The 18,249-nt window shown below is 42.9% G+C and carries 12 protein-coding genes; 9 read left to right on the forward strand and 3 right to left on the reverse strand.

The features are described from left to right. Positions 1 to 114: 114 nt before the first annotated feature. From AC0J5Y_RS08430 to AC0J5Y_RS08440, 3 genes are all read left to right on the forward strand, one after another. Positions 115 to 1,455 (forward strand): MFS transporter, encoded by a 1,341-nt coding sequence (locus AC0J5Y_RS08430; protein ID WP_475130281.1) that lies wholly within the window; start codon positions 115 to 117, stop codon positions 1,453 to 1,455. A gap of 205 nt (positions 1,456 to 1,660) precedes the next feature. Next, positions 1,661 to 2,299, forward strand: coding sequence for a 2-polyprenyl-3-methyl-6-methoxy-1,4-benzoquinone monooxygenase (gene coq7, locus AC0J5Y_RS08435; RefSeq protein WP_475132134.1), 639 nt, complete (start codon positions 1,661 to 1,663; stop codon positions 2,297 to 2,299). Positions 2,300 to 2,523: 224 nt separating this feature from the next. Next, complete coding sequence (locus AC0J5Y_RS08440; RefSeq protein ID WP_475130282.1) at positions 2,524 to 3,672, forward strand: tetratricopeptide repeat protein; 1,149 nt, start codon at positions 2,524 to 2,526, stop codon at positions 3,670 to 3,672. A 239-nt stretch (positions 3,673 to 3,911) separates the two neighbouring features. On the opposite strand, the gene AC0J5Y_RS08445 is transcribed toward AC0J5Y_RS08440, so the two are convergent. Next, a protein-coding gene (locus tag AC0J5Y_RS08445; protein WP_475129904.1) for an IS3 family transposase occupies positions 3,912 to 4,999 on the reverse strand; the annotation gives its coding sequence in 2 pieces (ribosomal slippage) (positions 3,912 to 4,747 and positions 4,747 to 4,999; 1,089 coding nt in all). A 416-nt stretch (positions 5,000 to 5,415) separates the two neighbouring features. On the opposite strand from AC0J5Y_RS08445, the gene AC0J5Y_RS08450 reads away from it, so the two are divergent. From AC0J5Y_RS08450 to AC0J5Y_RS08465, 4 genes are all read left to right on the forward strand, one after another. After that, positions 5,416 to 8,016 carry an esterase/lipase family protein gene (locus tag AC0J5Y_RS08450; RefSeq protein WP_475130283.1) on the forward strand — a complete coding sequence of 867 codons (2,601 nt, stop codon included), beginning with the start codon at positions 5,416 to 5,418 and terminating at the stop codon, positions 8,014 to 8,016. Between the two features lie 457 nt (positions 8,017 to 8,473). Then, complete coding sequence (locus tag AC0J5Y_RS08455; protein WP_475130284.1) at positions 8,474 to 9,970, forward strand: cytochrome ubiquinol oxidase subunit I; 1,497 nt, start codon at positions 8,474 to 8,476, stop codon at positions 9,968 to 9,970. Further along, the gene (gene cydB, locus AC0J5Y_RS08460) at positions 9,970 to 10,986 is read left to right on the forward strand and encodes a cytochrome d ubiquinol oxidase subunit II (RefSeq protein WP_475130285.1); all 1,017 of its coding nucleotides are present in this window, start codon (positions 9,970 to 9,972) and stop codon (positions 10,984 to 10,986) included. The genes AC0J5Y_RS08455 and cydB overlap by 1 nt, the downstream gene beginning before the upstream one ends. A gap of 95 nt (positions 10,987 to 11,081) precedes the next feature. Further along, positions 11,082 to 11,198, forward strand: coding sequence for a DUF2474 domain-containing protein (locus AC0J5Y_RS08465; protein WP_475130286.1), 117 nt, complete (start codon positions 11,082 to 11,084; stop codon positions 11,196 to 11,198). 119 nt (positions 11,199 to 11,317) lie between these two features. Here AC0J5Y_RS08465 and murU read toward each other — a convergent pair whose 3' ends face one another. Further along, the gene (murU, locus tag AC0J5Y_RS08470) at positions 11,318 to 12,046 is read right to left on the reverse strand and encodes an N-acetylmuramate alpha-1-phosphate uridylyltransferase MurU (RefSeq protein WP_475130287.1); all 729 of its coding nucleotides are present in this window, start codon (positions 12,044 to 12,046) and stop codon (positions 11,318 to 11,320) included. 69 nt (positions 12,047 to 12,115) lie between these two features. Continuing rightward, on the reverse strand, positions 12,116 to 13,231 hold the full coding sequence (locus AC0J5Y_RS08475) for an aminoglycoside phosphotransferase family protein (protein ID WP_475130288.1): 1,116 nt from the start codon (positions 13,229 to 13,231) through the stop codon (positions 12,116 to 12,118). A 326-nt stretch (positions 13,232 to 13,557) separates the two neighbouring features. On the opposite strand from AC0J5Y_RS08475, the gene AC0J5Y_RS08480 reads away from it, so the two are divergent. Together AC0J5Y_RS08480 and AC0J5Y_RS08485 are read left to right on the forward strand one after the other, a co-directional pair. Next, positions 13,558 to 16,548 (forward strand): LPS-assembly protein LptD, encoded by a 2,991-nt coding sequence (locus tag AC0J5Y_RS08480; RefSeq protein ID WP_475130289.1) that lies wholly within the window; start codon positions 13,558 to 13,560, stop codon positions 16,546 to 16,548. 193 nt (positions 16,549 to 16,741) lie between these two features. Further along, a complete protein-coding gene (locus tag AC0J5Y_RS08485; RefSeq protein WP_475130290.1) occupies positions 16,742 to 18,139 on the forward strand; it encodes a peptidylprolyl isomerase in 1,398 nt (465 codons plus the stop codon). Positions 18,140 to 18,249 lie beyond the last annotated feature (110 nt).

Below are 18,249 nucleotides of genomic sequence, written 5' to 3' on the forward strand. Positions count from 1 at the left end.
CTATGCCATATTTAGTTAAGTTTTTGATAGCATTGATAATAACCCTAGTATTAATGACCATCTGATCCGTCTTGCTTCACTTTTACTTGTCTTGACCCATTTGTAGGAATTTTCATGGCCAATCAGTTTCAGTTATTTAAGCGTCGCCGTTTTAGCGCCATGTTTTTTACTCAGTTTCTGGGAGCGTTTAATGACAATATTTTTAAGCAAGCCCTGATATTAGTTCTGACTTACACGGCGGCGAGCCAGCTTGGCGTTGAGGTTAGTATTTTAAATAACTTGGCGGCCATGTTATTTATTTTGCCGTATTTTCTATTTTCGGCGCTGGCAGGCCAAATCGCTGACAAGTTTGAAAAGTCTAAATTGACCCGCTTAACCAAGCTGCTTGAGCTGTCCATTATGGTGATTGCGGCAGTGGGTTTTGTATTTGAGTGGTATGCATTCTTATTTGTTGCGTTATTTTTGATGGGCACACAATCTACCTTTTTTGGGCCCATCAAATATGCCTATTTGCCACAAGCGATGCAAGAAAATGAATTGGTCGGTGCCAATGGTCTGTTTCAAATGGGTACATCATTAGCGATTTTACTTGGTATGATTATCGCTGGCATCTTAACCCAAGCGCCACAGCCGCTATATTGGATTAGTCTGACCGTATTAGTCGTTGCGATATTAGGTTATTTCGCCGCCCGATCTATACCCACCATGCCAGCGATGCAGCCTGATTTAAAGATTAATTGGAATATCTTTACCACCAGTGTGTCAACGGTACGTTATTTATATTCCTTACGGTTTTTGTTCTTCGTTATCTTGGGCAACAGCTGGTTTTGGTTTTATGGCGCGACTTTTTTGACCCAAACACCTGAATTCAGCAAAGTCATTCTTCATGGCGATGAATCAGTGGTAATTTTCCTGCTGACTTTATTCTCAGTCGGTGTCTCTATCGGCTCATTATTATGCAAAAGGCTTACCAAGAATCAGGTCAGCTTACGTTTATTACCCTTTGGTATCGCTGGTTTGAGCATCTTTGCTATCGACTTGTATTTTTCGCTATCAGGATTGTCGATTGATGTGAATACTGAGACGTTAATCGGAGTGAGCGGATTATTTGCTATTTCTGGTAGCTGGCGTGTGTTTGTCGATTTATTCTTTTTGGGCTTTAGTGGCGGCTTATATATTGTCCCTTTATATGCATCTATGCAGGCTTACGCACCCAAAAGCCATCGTGCACGCATCGTTGGTGCCAATAACATATTTAATGCCATATTTATGGTTGGCTCAGCGATTTTTTCTATCGTGGTATTAATTAGCTTAGGCATGTCATTACCGCAGTTATTCCTTGTTACAGGCTTGCTTAATATTGCCTTTGGGGTATTTTTATATACCAAGCTCAATAAACATATTAAGCATGCCAGCATACAAACTTATGATGATCAGCTAAACAGACATGATTAAGATGTTTGATAACTTGAATCAACTGCATTGATGACAACTGTCATTATAAATCGATTGCTAAACGCCTCATTATTATGATGCCGAGCATTGATGATGTTTGCTATAGTAAGCGCTAAGATTGAGTAGTAGTCGCTGCAACGCTTTAAAAATTTCATAGCAACACGTTATTCATAATAAATAATGCCATCAGGAGTGAATCATGGCTTTGCGTCCCTTATCTAAAATCGATCAATTACTGCTTGGGGTAGACAAGGCATTGCGAGCGGTCGTACCGCATTCCAATCCGAGTACTCGCCCTCTGCCTGTGAGTAGTGATGAGATTCCTGAGCTGAGTATTACAGAATCGCGGCACGTTGCAGGGCTGATGCGTATCAATCATACCGGAGAAGTATGCGCGCAAGGACTGTATCATGGGCAAGCATTTACGGCAAAAGATAATAGTGTCAAACAAGCCATGCAGCAATCGGCTGAAGAAGAAGTCGACCATCTGGTCTGGTGTGAGACGCGTCTAAGTGAGCTTGGTAGTCATCCAAGTGTGTTTACACCCCTATGGTATGGCATGTCTTTTGGTCTCGGCGCAGTAGCAGGTGCTATCTCTAACGAGTTTAGCTTGGGGTTTGTCGCTGAAACAGAAGCACAAGTTAGCGAACATCTGCAAGATCATATTGGACAACTGCCCCCACAAGATCAGCGCTCAAAAGAGATATTGGCACAAATGGATAGCGAGGAATTACATCATCGTGAGTTGGCACTTGCTAATGGTGGCGCTGCATTGTCGCCACTCATGCGTCATACCATGCGCTGGATGGCAAACCGCATGAAAGCCACGGCTTATCATTTTTAATTGATTTACTTTGATAAACACAGGGCCGCAAAAAATGCCTCAGTAATGACTTTTAACACTCCTACTACTGTTCGTATTGAGATTAATTTGCTAGGGTATAAAAAATTGTACGATTTTGCCGTAACTATATGAGTACGACGTCAATGCCTAGCAGCTATTAAGCAATGGATTTATCAATAATGACCAAATAGACAAAACAACGATTAAATAAGGTAACTATCTTTATGAACGCCATCAATCAACCGACCCACTCTCAAAAATCGCCAAAGTTTGCGACTTTAACCGCATTGGCCGCAGCTTGTGCCATGATGCTATCTGCGCCTGTGAATGCTGCTGAAGTTGATGCTTCAGCGACGGCAACTACTTCTGTACCGAGCGCGATTGATTCAAGCAAACGAGTGATTCGTCTTGCTAGACCTAATGCAGCTGTCAGTACTACTCAGGCAGCAACCACTGTTCAAACAGACGTGGCAATAAGTACTGCAGCACAAGTGAGTGCTCAAGCAAATATCAACGCTAATCAACAAAGCAGTGCCCAAGTTACTACTACTCAAATAAACAATACAGAGCCCACTCGTGCGCCTCAAAATACTATTCAAAATCAAGTCATCCAAACCAATCAGAATACTGAGCTTACAGGAACGACACGGGTTTATGAGCGTGGACCAATGGTTGCAACGGGTATCGATTTACGTGGTGGTCAGCTGTCAAACATCCCAACGCCGCAAGTGCAACTTTCAGACATCAGCTTTGTACCTACCATCTTGATAGCGCAGCAAACCGGTCTTGGTACAGACAAATTGGATGTCAGTCTACTCGATGATTTTATTAAAGACACATCACCATATGCACGCCATTATCCGCCAAACTTCCCTAACCGCACCCAGCGTCATTACGCTCGTGAAAAAATTAAAGTACTAACTGACTGGATTGAACCTTATGCCAAATCACCTAAGGCTTCTTACGATGTGTTACTGCGTGCTGCTAAGCTAAATGGTATGGGACGTAACTTAGACCTAGGGTCAGAATATACGGTACGTGGTGGGCAATATATTGATCGTGCCATCAAAATTAAGCCGGATAGCGGGGAAGCCAACTTTATATATGGCATGATGCTCTCAGAAGGCGGTGGTTTTAAAGAAGGTCAAAAGTATCTTGATCAAGCGGTTAGCTTAGGTTATACGGAAGCAGAGCAAAGCTTGGCACAATCGGATGTATTGAGTGATCGCCGTGACAAGGCGTTAGAGCGCTTACGTCGTCTGGAGCAGACTGTACCTGACAACACAATTATCCGTCAGCAAATCAAGCTAATCGAAGATGGTAAGTTTTACATTTGGGATTTGCCAGCATCAAATGTAAAACCGAATATGTAAATCAACATATTATGACCACCGTGGCGTATAAGAAATACATTATCAACACTGGCTAAAAACAGCAATCTAGCGTCTTTTTTTATATTGAGAAATGAACAATATAAAACTAAGGCGCTTTTTTGTACCAAATATAAACGCGTATTATGAACGTCACATAAAATGTCATCATGCTCTTACATTCACTCTTATTTGAAGCGCTGCGGTAACCCTCCCAAACTTAAGACACCTAATAAATAGAATTAAGCTGCCTGATTGAGTTTCTGTATCGGTGTAAAACCGCCATTGCCCATGTTTGGGCGCTTATGATTATAATGGTATAACCAGTTTTCTGCTTGTGCGCGTACCTGCTCTAGATTATCAAACAGCTCCTGATTTAACCAATCATATCTCATGGTTCTGTTAAAGCGCTCTACATACGCATTTTGCTGTGGATTGCCAGGTTCAATATAGCTTAAGATGATGCCTTGCTGCTCAGCCCAGTCTTTGAGCGCATTGCTGATGTATTCAGGGCCGTTATCGCATCTTATCTGCACAGGTTTGCCTCGGTACTCAATAAGCTGATTAAGACTGCGTATGACCCTTTGCGCCGGTAGCGAGAAGTCGACTTCAATGGTGAGTGCCTCACGGTTGTAATCATCAATGACATTGAACAGTCTAAAGCCGCGGCCATCAGTTAAGCCGTCGTGCATAAAGTCCATGCTCCAGCTTTGGTTAATCCTATCAGGTACTGCTAATGGTATTGGTTTAGCACGTTTAATGCGACGCTTAGGCTTGATTCTAAGGTTGAGTTCAAGCTCGCAGTAGATGCGATATACCCGCTTATGGTTGTAAGGCAGTCCCATGACATTACGCAGGGTTAAAAAGCACAAGCCAAAGCCCCAGTTCTTGTTCTCATCAGTCAGTTTGATAAGTAAGTCCGCTATTTGCTGGTTCTCATCTGTTACCACCGACTTGTGATAATAACAGGTGACGCTGATGTTAAAGATGCTACAAGCCCTGCGGATACCAATACCACGATCTTCAATGTAGTGACAAACCAACCCTTTGCGCCTTTGGGGCGCTACCACTTTTTTGACATGGCATCCTGTAGAATATCGGACTTAAGACATTCATCAGCGTACATCTTTTTAAGGCGGGCATTTTCAACTTCAAGTTCTTTAAGACGGCTGATAAGTGTGGCATCCATGCCGCCATACTTTGAGCGCCAGTTATAAAAGGTACTTTGGCTGATGTTATGCTCACGGCATAGCTCGGTAATAGGGACGCCTTGTTCGGCTTGTTTTAGGATGTTGACGATTTGGTTGTCGCTAAAGCGTGTCTTTTTCATAGGATTCTCCTGCTGGTGTATTTTAGCAGTTAATCTCTATTTGTAAGTGTTCTTATTTATTGGGGGGATTACCCTGCCCTTCTTTATTATTATATCTTTTCAGTATAGTCGGTAAAAAGCAATATCGATACAACATGTACTCCTGGTGCAAACTTTTCTTGCTTGCTGTGCCGTTGCTGCCAGAGGCTGAGAAAAATTTACACCAGCAATATTTTAGCGACTTTAAAGTGTTTCAACTATAGTGCTATTTTCTCCATATAGTGCTATTTTCTCCAGCATCGTATCCAGTAAATTTAGCAAAATTTGAATATAAAGCGATAAATACGATAGTCGAAGTACCAAAGTTCCGCTACACTCATCCCAATATAATCAGTATTCAATGATACATGCCTGTCCATTATTCACTGGAATTACCTATGATTTTTGCTGACCCTGTCAATAATGCGCCAAAAGCCACTCATAAAAATAAGAAGCCTTTAGCTGTATTGGCACTGCTATCAGCTATGGCAATATTACCTGCTTGTAGCACTGTCTCTGTTAATAGACAGGCATCTGCCAAGACTATCTCGGCGCAGCGAGGTAATATTGTCACTGATAACAAGCTCAGTAGTGATACCGCATCATTATTATTGTCAGCAGGGCTCAATGAGCAAGCCTGTATGCAGCAGTTTGAGCTGTGCTTAACGCAGCTTGCTGACAGCATGTTCAATAGGCACTACCGCCCAGCACTGGCCGCCTTTTCAGAGTTACACTATGCAAAAGCGCGCCAACTCGCTACCTCAAAAAGCTGTAGCAATGCGCTTACCCGCCCACCACTTGACCCCTATTATGCCAATGCACCTTTAGACGATGCTGAAGCTAAAACGCAGCAAAGCAAAACCGAGATATGTTTAATCGACTATCAAGAGCGTCTCTTTGACGCCATCAAATCCAGCTATACCTACTTATTCTATGACAGCCTAGCGCATGACTTTGATGGAGCTGATGAAAAAGTAAGCGGCGGGCGGGCAAAAAATCGTATCCCAAGCGATATCGATATCCAAACTCAAGATATCTATAATGCCGCGAGCAACGATGTTATTACTCAGCTTTATCAATCAACAGGCGACATGAACCAATTGATGCGCAACGTAAAAGTAGAGCATCTTGCGACGACCGCTAATACTGGCATGCATGATAGTAATAAGCTTGCCACTATTGCCAATAGTTTACCCGTCAAAGGACAGCCGACCGATCAAGTCAAAGTAATGAAGGTGCAAGTAGAAAATTATCATCTGAACGTCTATTTGCCAAACGAAAATAACTATCTTAAAAATGCCAATGAGAAGAATTCTGCGCTGGCAGACCTAGTGTCTACTTATGAGCTGCGCTTGTCGGGGCTAAACTCCATTAGCAAGCGGCCAGGTTCAGGTATCAGTTTAGTGGCGTCATTGGACGATCGCTATACCACCACTATTCGTCAATTATTACTCTCTTCGCTCTCAGGTCAAATCGGTCAAGAAGCTGCTAGTAGCAGACTTAGCAATAATAGCGCAAGCAACGCTGCAAAAAATGCTCAAGAAGAAGATGCCAGTCTACGCATTTATCCTACTGGGCATCTGCTCATGACAGGGCTAATTAAGCCTACTGGCACTAGTGTACTCGACACCCTAAATAGTGAGCAGCTAGATATCCATTTATATAACCCTTACCGCAGCGAGAGCGCTTCTATCTTAGGCGATGACTATCCACTGGCCGCCAACTTCTCTGCCGGTTATGGACTCTGGTTGGCAGAAAATCAGCTCGATGGTGTCGGCTATCTAAACCTTATTACCCGCCAAAAAGAAGCCAGTTTACCCAAACTTTTTATGCTTGAGCCCTATGATCCTAGTAAGCGTGTGATTATCATGCTGCATGGTCTGGCATCAAGTCCAGCAACGTGGGTCAATTTAACCAACGATATTTTTAATGATGATAAATTACGTAATAACTATCAGGTATGGCAAATCTTTTATCCGACCAATCTGCCTATTTTAGAAAATCGCTATCAAATCCAAAAATTAATCACTGCCACTTATCAGCAAACAGACCCTACAGGGGAAAATCTTGCCAGTAAGAACAGCGTGATTATTAGCCATAGCATGGGCGGTATCATTGCTCGCATGATGTTATCTGATGATAATTTGGCGAATAATCTGGATGCATTAGATAATAACAGTTTATTAGCGAACAGCAGCCAACGTCAGGTTGATGCCATGCTAAAACAAGCACTTACCAATAAAGAGCTACGCAACCGTTTTGAACTGAATGCGCTACCGCAAGTTGACACGGCAGTCTTTTTATCCTCGCCATTCCAAGGTACTGACTATGCCGATCGCTGGTTTACCCGTGCGTTACGCCGCATTATTTATCTGCCTGTGGGCTTAGTAAAAACTGTTACAGACAATTTGGCAACCATTGCTATCAAAGGTGATTTGGCGAATAATCCTCTAGGGGAGTTGTACCTGCAAAATGGTGCCAGTCAATTGAGTGACAAGTCTTCTTTTATTCAATTAACCAAAGACATTAGCATCAATAAGCGTATTACTTATCATTCGATCATTGCCAATAACGATTCTGATATCACAAGAGGTCTGGCAGCAATGCAGCCGGAAGGCGTCAAGCTTGATTTGTCGCAAGCAATAATAGAAGATGACGATAGCGTGATTGAGACTGTCGATATCAGTGGTACCAGCACTGTAGAAAATTCAGATAATTTAGACTTTTCAGCTGCCATAGTTGATGTAGAGACTGCAAAAGATGCGCCTGCCAAGACAGACACCTTGCTACCTGAAGCACTGGTCGCTGCGGTTATCGTTAATGAAGAAATTAGCCAAGCATTAACTGAGCGTCTGTCAGATGGTATCGTGCCTTATACAAGCGCTCATCTTGACGGCGCTGCCTCTGAGACAGTGATTAACGGCGGTCATAGCATTCAGGCCAATCCGCAAACTATTTTGACGTTACGACGGATTTTGCATAAGCAGTTACAGGAATAAGACAAATTTAAGTCACGTGTTACAACAGCAAAAAAGGGATCTGCTAGTTATTTGTAAACCCTGTCTTAACCGTTCTATTCTATGTTACTTATAAATTGGACAATATATTGTCATTTCTGGCTATTAATTCAAGTTTTTTAGGTACATTTAATACTATTTGGGTGACTACTAGGTATGTTACTACGCGTTTGGGCGGCTTGCGTGTATATCTAGGGAGGCGCATAATAGACCCATAGCAAATGACAGTAATATATTAATTTATAAGGATGTAAGTTATTTAACCCAGCTAAACAGTGATGATCTTAGCCGCATATTATTTTAAATATTGCTCGCGAGTGAACACTGAGCTACTGCCCGTAATCAATCGTTGCCACCTTATTATATGGTCAATTACGGACAGTTACTTGCGTTGTATGGAAGCCAGCGCTATTCAGCTAATAGATAAGGGTGACCATTTATGTTCGCTACGTTTATGATTGACCAGCTTGATGCGCTGATGCTGGCGCGCATCCAATTCGCTTTCGTTATCTCGTTCCATATTGTCTTTCCCGCCTTTTCTATCGGGCTTGCCAGCTGGTTGGCAGTTCTTGAGTTCCGTTGGTTGAGAACGGGTGATCCTATTTACGCCGAAGTTTATAAGCACTGGGTAAAGATCTTTGCCGTGGTGTTTGGTTTGGGCGTGGTGTCAGGTGTGGTCATGTCTTACCAGTTCGGTACTAACTGGGCGGTGTTCGCAGACAAAGCTGGTAACGTCCTAGGCCCTCTACTCGCCTACGAAGTATTGACCGCGTTTTTCTTAGAAGCCTCTTTCTTAGGTATCATGCTATTTGGTTGGGGACGCGTCAGTAAACGCATGCATTTCGCTTCCACTGTCATTGTCGCCATCGGTACGTTGATTTCAGGTTTTTGGATTTTGGCAGCCAACAGCTTTATGCAAACGCCGCAAGGCTTTATGATGGGTGCAGACGGGTTGCTATACCCCACTGACTGGCTTGAGATCATATTTAACCCGTCATTCCCTTACCGCTATGCCCATATGATGACGGCCGCGTTTTTAACGACTGCCTTTGTCGTTGGTGGTATCGGTGCTTATTATCTACAATCTAAAAAACATACTGAGCACCGTCGTCATGGTCGTATCATGCTAGGTATGGCGATGATTATGGCCATATTTGTTGCACCAGCTCAAATGCTTATCGGCGATGCGCATGGCTTAAACACGCTTGAGCATCAACCAGCTAAAGTGGCAGCAATGGAAGGTATTTGGGAGGATGAGCGCGGCGCGGCTTTACGTTTATTTGCGATTCCTGACCAAGAAAACCAAAACAATAAATATGAAGTCAGTATACCCTACGTATCTGGGCTAATCTTAACCCATTCGCTAGATGGCGAAGTAAAGGGCCTTAAAAACTGGGCACCTGAAGATCAACCGCCCGTCATTGTTGTTTTTTGGGCATTCCGTATCATGGTTGGCATTGGCATGCTGATGATATTGGTCGGTTTATTCAGTCTTTACAAGTATTTCAAGAAACAACAGTTTAACCCCGAAAGTTTATGGTTTCACCGTGCTTGGATGATGATGACACCTCTTGGTTTTATTGCAATATTGGCTGGGTGGTTTGTGACCGAAACGGGTCGGCAGCCATGGACAGTATATGGCGTGATTCGCACGGCTGAGAGTATGTCACCACTTGCCGCTCAGCAAGTAGCAACGACGCTGATTGGCTTCATCATCCTGTATATTTTCGTATTCGGTGCTGGTACATTTTATATTTTGCGCTTGATTGCACAAGGGCCCAAGCCTTATGAGAACCCTGCTGACGATAACTTCTATGAGCATTCAGTGACAGAGAGTCAAGGTCGCGCATTAAGCGGCGATAAGAATCCTGCCAAAAATACTGAGGAAGATTTAGATACGCCTGCAGACGATGTTGATGATGGAGGGTTGCGCTAATGTTTAACTACGGTGATGTATTAGACTTACCTCTCATTTGGGGCGGACTTATCGCTCTATCCGTCTTTATCTATGTGTTACTTGATGGGTTTGATTTGGGCTGTGGCATTTTGTTCCCATTTGCAGGCTCAGATAAGAATCGTAGCCGAATCATGAACTCTATTGCCCCGTTTTGGGATGGTAATGAGACTTGGTTGGTATTGGGCGGCGGTGGTTTGTTTGCCGCTTTCCCAGTCGCTTACGGCATCATCATGACGGGGCTTTATTTGCCCGTGACTGCCATGCTTTTTGGTCTTATTCTGCGCGGAATGGCATTTGAGTTCCGCTTTAAAGCTTCGTCACGTCGTCATATTTGGGACACCTGCTTTTTTGTCGGTTCGGTCGTCGCAGCCTTCTCTCAAGGCATCATGCTTGGGGCGCTCGTACAAGGTCTTGAAGCCAGCAACCGCTTATATACTGGTGGACCCTTTGACTGGTTGACGCCTTTCGCTATCGTTTGTGGCTTTGCGATGATTATCGGTTATGCGTTACTTGGTTCTACTTGGCTCATCATAAAAACGGAGCACACTTTGCAAGTTTGGGCACGCAAAGTGTCTGGTTGCATGCTGTCTGCATTAGTGGTAGCCATGATCGTTGTGACAGGATTTATGTATTTTTCAGATATCAATGCACTCGAAGGATGGTTTAAGTTCCCGAGTTTATTGTATCTCGCCCCTATGCCTATTATCGTTCTGCTATTGTTTTTTCTGATGCGTAAAGACTTAAAAACGGAGCGTGAATATCGTCCTTTCTTATTAACGGTTGCTCTATTTTTGATGGGCTACATCGGCGTCTGTTTTGCTATGTTCCCTTATATCGTACCGTATCAAATGACGATTTATGAGGCAGCGGCGGCTGATACTTCGCTATCCTTTATGTTGGTTGGCGCCGTTATTATGCTGCCGATTATCTTAAGTTACACTGCTTTTGCCTATTATACTTTCAAAGGTAAATCCGATCACAATCCTATGTATTGATTGCGAACAGCCATATATAACGCATCAGCCAAAAACTGTGGCTATCATTATTCATTCATGATGGCCACAACTCATAAGCCAATCAGGAGATTTTCATGAAAAAGCTGAGTAAGAAACAATCGCAATGGCTATGGTTTGCTGGTTTATATCTAGCAGGGTTCTTAGTGGTCTTTATCTTTGCTCGATTAATCAAACTAGCCATGGGCGTATAAATATTTACCCCTTGAGCTATCCATAAAAAACCGCAGCGCTAATCAATAATTAGCGCTGCGGTTTTTTTATGGAGTTCATTCCTACTATGTTTTTAAATAAAGCTATAGCCCATTGTCAGTTAAGCACCGCAATGTTCGCTTGCCCCTTTATTTTCTATAAACTCATTGACCTGTGCCAAGCGCTCAGGTGTCCCAACATCTATCCAGTTATCAAGCATGATCTCAGCGGTTACTTGGAATTTTATCATTGCTTTTCTAAGTAAAGGTCCAAGGGCAGCAGATTGACCTGATACCAAGCCATCAACCAATCGTGGCGATACAACACTGATGCCAGCAAAAGTATATTTATCAGCTTTACCAATGGCCTGCTCGCTTGCCAAACCAGTATGAATAGCAAAGTCGCCACCCTCATTATGCTCAGGATTATCAATCAACAACAAATGGGCGCGCTGGTCTGCGCTTAGCTCATACGGGACTAACTGACTAAAATCATAAGTCGTCCATACGTCAGAGTTGACTAAGATAAATGGTTCATTTTTTAACTTTCCAGTTTGTAGCGCTTTAAAAATACCACCTGCTGTCTCTAATGGCTCACCTGCTTCAAGTGACCAATGCAACTGTACGCCAAACTGCGTGCCATCGCCAAGCGTGTCCATCAACTTATCAGCCAGCCAAGAAGCATTAATCGTAATATCAGTAATACCAGCAGCTTGTAGCGCTTTAATATGCCAAATAATAAGTGACTGCCCGCCTACTTCCACTAACGGCTTTGGCGTCTGTAAGGTTAATGGATGCAGGCGCGTACCCTTACCGGCTGCCAAAATCATGGCTTGCGTTATTATCGACATAGGTAATCCTTATTCTTGGCGAAATTTATACGAGGCGGCTGATGATCAATAGCTTTAAATACATTGGCATTAAATATATTGCTGCACAAATTTGGTTTGATAAGCAGGCAATACTATATCTATTATCCATTGATTAAATGGCAAAACGACTTGTTGCAGACGTGCACTGCCTTTTGTACTTAGCCATTCTAATTCAAATAGAAAATCACGCATGACTTTAGGAATATCCCCTAAATAACGACTTTTACCATCACGCTCATAAAGTCTGATAAAAATACCAAGTACTTTTAGGTGCCGCTGTATGCCCATAATATTGACCTGACTTTCAAGTTGCTCAGCACTGTCTGCTGTTAACAGCCCTGCTTGTTTTTGCAATTGCCAAAAATCATAAATCCACTGCGTTATTTGTGCTTCCGACCATTCGACATAGGCATCACGTAGCAATGATACCAAGTCATAGCTATGCGCGCCAATCACTGCATCTTGGAAGTCAATCACCCCTAATCGCGTATTATCCGCCTGATCTTGCATCAAATTGCGGCTATGATAATCACGATGGACGATGACTTGCGGTTGTAATAGAATCTCTTCTATCAAGGCTGATTTTAGGTTTTCCCATAAGGATGTATCAAGTGTCACGCCGATATGCGGAATAAACCAGTCGCTAAATAAATCCATTTCACGGTTCAGCATGGTGGCATCATAATCAGGCAATTGATGCTGAGATCTTGCTGTCTCTACCGGTATCTGTTGCAACGCAACTAATGTCTGCATCGCTAATTGATAGTAGTCATTTACTTGCGCAGGCGTAGCACCAACCAATAAATGAGCAAACTCTACCGCGCCAAAATCTTGCAAGACCAAAAAGCCTTTTGTCACATCTTGCGCGATCAGCGTCGGTACATTGATGGCTTGCGACATGAGTGCTGCCACAGTGATAAACTGCTGCATCGCGTCTTGCTCATCAGCCGAATCCATGACAATATAACGCGCTATTTTTGTCGTATCATCCGTATCAATAGTTACTAGCTGAATACGGTGATAACGACGAGTACTGGCATCACCTGGTAAGCTCTCAAGGGTAAAGGTTTGATTCTCGAACACTTGCTTTAACCAGCACTCTAATGACTCTTGGCGCGTATTCAAGGCTGGTATCGTAGGATTTAATAGTGTTTTATCGGTCATAAAAAGCATCGCAGGTTAAATATAAGTCGTAAATGACTAAATGAGTGATAAGTAGGACAAATACTTGCTAAAATAGCGAGCGCTTATTGCACAGTCGCTGTTGTCTTAAAAATAGCATGGCTATCTAATAAACTTTGTTAATTTGATAAATAGTGTAGCTGATTTGGTTTTTTTTGACTATGATTAGTCGTCATTATATGTAAAACGTCCCAACTTTTAAGATTATATTATTTATTATTCGTTTATAAAGCGCTGTAGCTGTCTAAAACAGACTTGATAGACGATATATTGCAATCCAATAGGCTCTACAAATCATAGGTGTGCCCTTGTTATATTCTCCGCTTTACCAAAGCATCCGTTTGATTTTATTTGGCGCGCTAGGCTTATCGAGCTTGACCGTTAGTGCCGCTATCACTCAGACTGACTCGATGATGCCTGAGCCATTGGTGACTGATAGCTCAAGCCAGTATGCCGATGACGTAGCAACTGATGCTGGTTTGAATAATGAAATCAATCACGACATCAGCTATCAAAGCGACAGTCAGCAATCAGCAGCCTATAAAAAAGCCAGTTTGAGTCGTAATGTTACTCTAGGTAATGACGCGGCTGTAAATAACAATAATATCACTGCGATTAATGATCATACCAAGACGAGCCAAGATAGCCATGTTGCCCCAGTAAATACAAGCAACGCAGCAAAAGCTGGTAGTCGTCGAATTGATACCAATGATGAGAGTATTCAAGAAAGCCTTAAACGTTTAGCAGAATTTTATGAGCTGACGCCAGATACGAATGTTGCAACATCAAACAATACAGGCACTAGCGTAAACAACGAACAAAATAATATTCAAAACAGTTTAACGCCTGTAACGACTAATATCCCAACCGTAGGTAGCAATCTGCGCTTGCTGCCACATACCGTCGATAGTGCGGCGCGCTGTGAAGGACAGTGGGTTTATCCTAAGAAAAACCCTAACTATCAACGGGCTGTTAATGAAGCAAGCGCCAGTAGTGGACAACCAGCACCCAATTTAAATGGTCTGCCTAACAATCAAGCGCCACTATTTGCAGAGTCCGATTATGGCTACTATGATAATGTCGATTATGCTGAACTATCAGGTAATGTCATCATCGACCAAGGGACCCAGCATATTGAGGCTGAAAAAATCGTATTGGACTTAAGCAACGGGGTAGCAGCGGCGCAAGGTAAAGTGATGTTTACTGACCAAGCTACTGGCAATGTCTCTGTAAATGGGGCACAAGACCGCACTCAGCAAAATGGTAAAACTAGCCTTACTGATAAAGCAACACAAGGTGGTCTCATTGGTGTCGCTGACAATTTGAATTATAATACTGAAACAGGGCAATCTACTGCTACAAATGTTGCCTTTGCTAGTGTTGAGCTACAAGCACATGGTTATGCCAAGCGCTTAAACCGACCGAATGAGAGCCAATATGAATTGGATGAGGTCATGTATAGCACCTGCCCTCCGACCAATCGCAAGTGGCAATTTGATGCCAAAAGTATAGATTTAGACACTGATACAGGACGCGGTGAAGCTTACAATACCACCTTCCGTATTGCTGATGTGCCCGTATTTTACCTGCCCTATTTTAACTTTCCGATAGACAGTCGACGCGGTAGTGGGTTTTTATTGCCTAATGCCAGCATTAGTAGCGAAAATGGACTTGAAATTGATATGCCTTACTATTTCAATCTAGCCCCCAACTATGATGCCACGCTAAGCGCGCATATTTATACCACTCGTAATCCTATGCTATCTGGAGAGTTTCGTTATTTAACAGAAAATTATGGCGAGGGTATCTTTAATGGTTCCTACTTGCCTAATGATAAAGAATACGATGGCGAAGACCGCCGCAGTTTGTTCTATGATCATTATTGGTCATCTACCAGCATCCCACGCCTAAGCGGTGAGGCCAAATACAGCTACGTGTCTGATGCCGACTACCTTAATGATTTTGATACGCTAGGTTTATCAGATAACACCTTAAACTTGCCGCGCCGAGCGCAACTGAATTATTATAATGACTATGTCGACGGCGAGCTAAAAGTAGAAACCTTCCAAACACTTGATGCGTTGAATAACAATGGGCAGATGTTGCAAGATAAAGACAAGCCTTACTCGCGCCTACCGCAGCTCAAACTTGATTACCGCCTGCCTTGGGCAAAGCATTTTGATATTACTGGCGTCAGTGACTCTGCTTATTTCAAAAAATCCATCGATGATGGTTCTGAAAATGAAAAAAGTGGCACACGTTTTTATAATAAACTCAGTGCCTCTTATCCTATGGAGAACTCATGGGGCTATATCAAGCCAAAGCTAAGCTTACAGCATCTGTTTACCACTTATGATCAAGACAGCTTGGTCGACAACTCATTGGACAAAGAGGATGGCAGCCAGTCAGTGTTTGTCCCGCAAGCTAGTATTGATGCAGGTTTACATTTTTATCAAGGCGGCTCACCGTTTGGCGCATTTGACGACACTTTAGGTGGCTATCGCTTGCTTAGCCCACGCCTGAAGTATACTTACTCGCCTTATAAAGACCAAAACGACATTCCAAACTTTAATACTCGTATTGCCTCTATTAACTATGAGCAACTGTTTTCAGACAGCTGGTTTTTAGGGCATGACCGCTTACAAGATTTACATGCTTTTACCCCAGGTATTAACTATCGTTACATCGATGCAACGGGCGTGACACGTTTTGATGGTAGCATTGCAGAGCAGTTTTATGTTAATGATGGGCGTGTTACGCTTGACGATACAAAACCTGTCTTTACTTCATCGTCTTCAGGATTGGTTTGGGATACTAGCACCCAGCCTTATAATAATGTCTGGATCGATGTGAGTGGCGCGCTAACCAATAGCTACGATTTAAATTATATTACTACTGAGTTACGTTATCAGCCATCTGATAATAGCTTGTTTAATGTAGGCTTTATCAAACGTCAACGTGATGAAAATACCAACCAGTTACCACTGTCTGCATTGACAGCGTCAGCTGTTTTCCCAATTAATAATAACTGGCGTGTACTGGCTCAAGGTCAATACGACTATAATCGCAATCAAGTACTCGATTCACTGATTGGGATCGATTATGAAGATTGCTGTTTTGGCTTTGCGGTTTATGGTCGTCGTTATTATAATGACCTAAATATCGCTGAAAAACCCACACAAGCGATTATGGCAGAAGTGAGATTAAGTGGTCTTGGCAGTGGTAGTAGCCGTTTGACACGCTTACTTGCTGATAAAGTATTGGGTTTTGAGCCTGTTCAAAGCGCGTGGAAAGACTAATAACATGATAAGAGACAAGCCCAATTTATAGCCTAGTAGGTATGGTATAAATTAGGCTTGCATTCTATTATAAACAACCCTAGCCACTGCTTAAGTGTTGTTATTTTTAGCGTTAACATTATTTGATGCTAAAGTAGTGACGAGTGGATTTAACCGATTACCATCCGATGCAATGACATTGATGAGGAGCATCATGAGATTTTTTTCTTTACGCCAGACAAGCCAAGCAGTATTCCTATCAATGGGCTTAATGACTGCTCTTGGTATGAGCGTTAGTGCCCAAGCAGCAACGGTAAACTCTGCAAAAGCGCAAGCGCCGACGACTCAAAAAAACAATGTGGCTCGTTTAACGCCTGCCAATAGTACAGATGGCATCATTGCATTGGTGAATGAAAATGCGATTTTGAAAAGTGATCTCATTGCTGCCATTGCTCAGACACAGGCGCGTGCGAAAGCTGCGGGTGAACCTATTGCCAATTCAGCACAGTTACAGTCAGAAGTATTAAATGCGCTTATTTTGCGCGAACTACAGCTGTCATTGATTAAACGTGTTGGGTTAAATCCTGATGAAGCGTCTATCAATAAACGCTTAGAACAAATAGCAAAAGCAGAAGGTTTAAATAGCATCGCCGCTTTACAACAGCGTTTAGACTCAGCGCAATCGGGCAGTTACGCGACTTTGCGTGCGCAGTTGATTGAAGATGCAGCGATTCAAGCCTTACAACAGCGTCAAATAACCAATCGTGTGCGTATTAGTGAGCAGGATATCGATGCATTTTTGGCATCACCTGAAGCCAAACGCTTAAACCAAAGTGAGTATCAGACGGTCCATGTCCGTGTTCCATATATGGATGACTATAGTCGCCTATCAGAAGCACAGCGTAATGACGCCTTGAAAGTGGCACAAAATTTACGTACACGCCTTCTTGCGTCAAATGTCAATGTCGCTGAAGCGATTGCAGCCAGTCAAGGCAGCTACCCTATTCCATTACAAGGTGGTGATATGGGCTTTCATAAAGCCGCTGCCCTCCCAACTGAGCTATCGAGCGAGATTACCAAACTTGAGGTTGGCGCTGTGAGTGCGCCTTTAGTCACCCCTGAAGGTATCGATATCATCAAGCTTGCCAATAAGAAAGCCAGTGATACTATGCTTGTTCCTCAGTGGAATACTCGTCATATCTTGGTTAAAGTTGATGAGCTGCAAACAGATGCTCTTGCTGAACAAAAAATCAATGACCTATATAGTCAGCTACGTAATGGTGCTGATTTTGATAGTCTAGCATCAACGTATTCAGACGATCCTGGTTCAGCAGGGCGCGGCGGCGATTTAGATTGGGTTGGTGAAGATCAAATGATTGCTCCGTTTGAAGCAATGATGAAAAACACAGCTGTCGGTGATTATTCTGCTCCGTTTAAGACTCAATTTGGCTGGCACATACTCAAAGTTGAAGGTAAGCGTCAACAAGATGTCAGCGATGAGTATCGTCGTACTATGGCACGTCAAGCGCTATATCAACGTCTAGCACCACAAGCCAAAGAAGACTGGCTACAAGAGCTACGTGCTGGCGCTTATATTCAGGTGCTTGGTTAATCCATAAGCAGTTAAAACGTGTTGAAGAAGGGTATATGTTAATGCATATACCCTTTTTTATGCTTGAGCATTTATGTAAAAATGATAGCAGACACATATAGTCAGGGAAA

The organism is Psychrobacter sp. TS_SC_6, assembly GCF_056156305.1.

Excerpts from the sequence above, each read along its gene's own strand:
- AC0J5Y_RS08430 (WP_475130281.1), top strand. The coding sequence starts at position 115 with ATGGCCAATCAGTTTCAGTTATTTAAGCGTCGCCGTTTTAGCGCCATG.
- AC0J5Y_RS08440 (WP_475130282.1), top strand. The coding sequence starts at position 2,524 with ATGAACGCCATCAATCAACCGACCCACTCTCAAAAATCGCCAAAGTTT.
- AC0J5Y_RS08450 (WP_475130283.1), top strand. The coding sequence starts at position 5,416 with ATGATTTTTGCTGACCCTGTCAATAATGCGCCAAAAGCCACTCATAAA.
- AC0J5Y_RS08455 (WP_475130284.1), top strand. The coding sequence starts at position 8,474 with ATGTTCGCTACGTTTATGATTGACCAGCTTGATGCGCTGATGCTGGCG.
- cydB (WP_475130285.1), top strand. The coding sequence starts at position 9,970 with ATGTTTAACTACGGTGATGTATTAGACTTACCTCTCATTTGGGGCGGA.
- AC0J5Y_RS08465 (WP_475130286.1), top strand. The coding sequence starts at position 11,082 with ATGAAAAAGCTGAGTAAGAAACAATCGCAATGGCTATGGTTTGCTGGT.
- murU (WP_475130287.1), bottom strand. The coding sequence starts at position 12,046 with ATGTCGATAATAACGCAAGCCATGATTTTGGCAGCCGGTAAGGGTACG.
- AC0J5Y_RS08475 (WP_475130288.1), bottom strand. The coding sequence starts at position 13,231 with ATGACCGATAAAACACTATTAAATCCTACGATACCAGCCTTGAATACG.
- AC0J5Y_RS08485 (WP_475130290.1), top strand. The coding sequence starts at position 16,742 with ATGAGATTTTTTTCTTTACGCCAGACAAGCCAAGCAGTATTCCTATCA.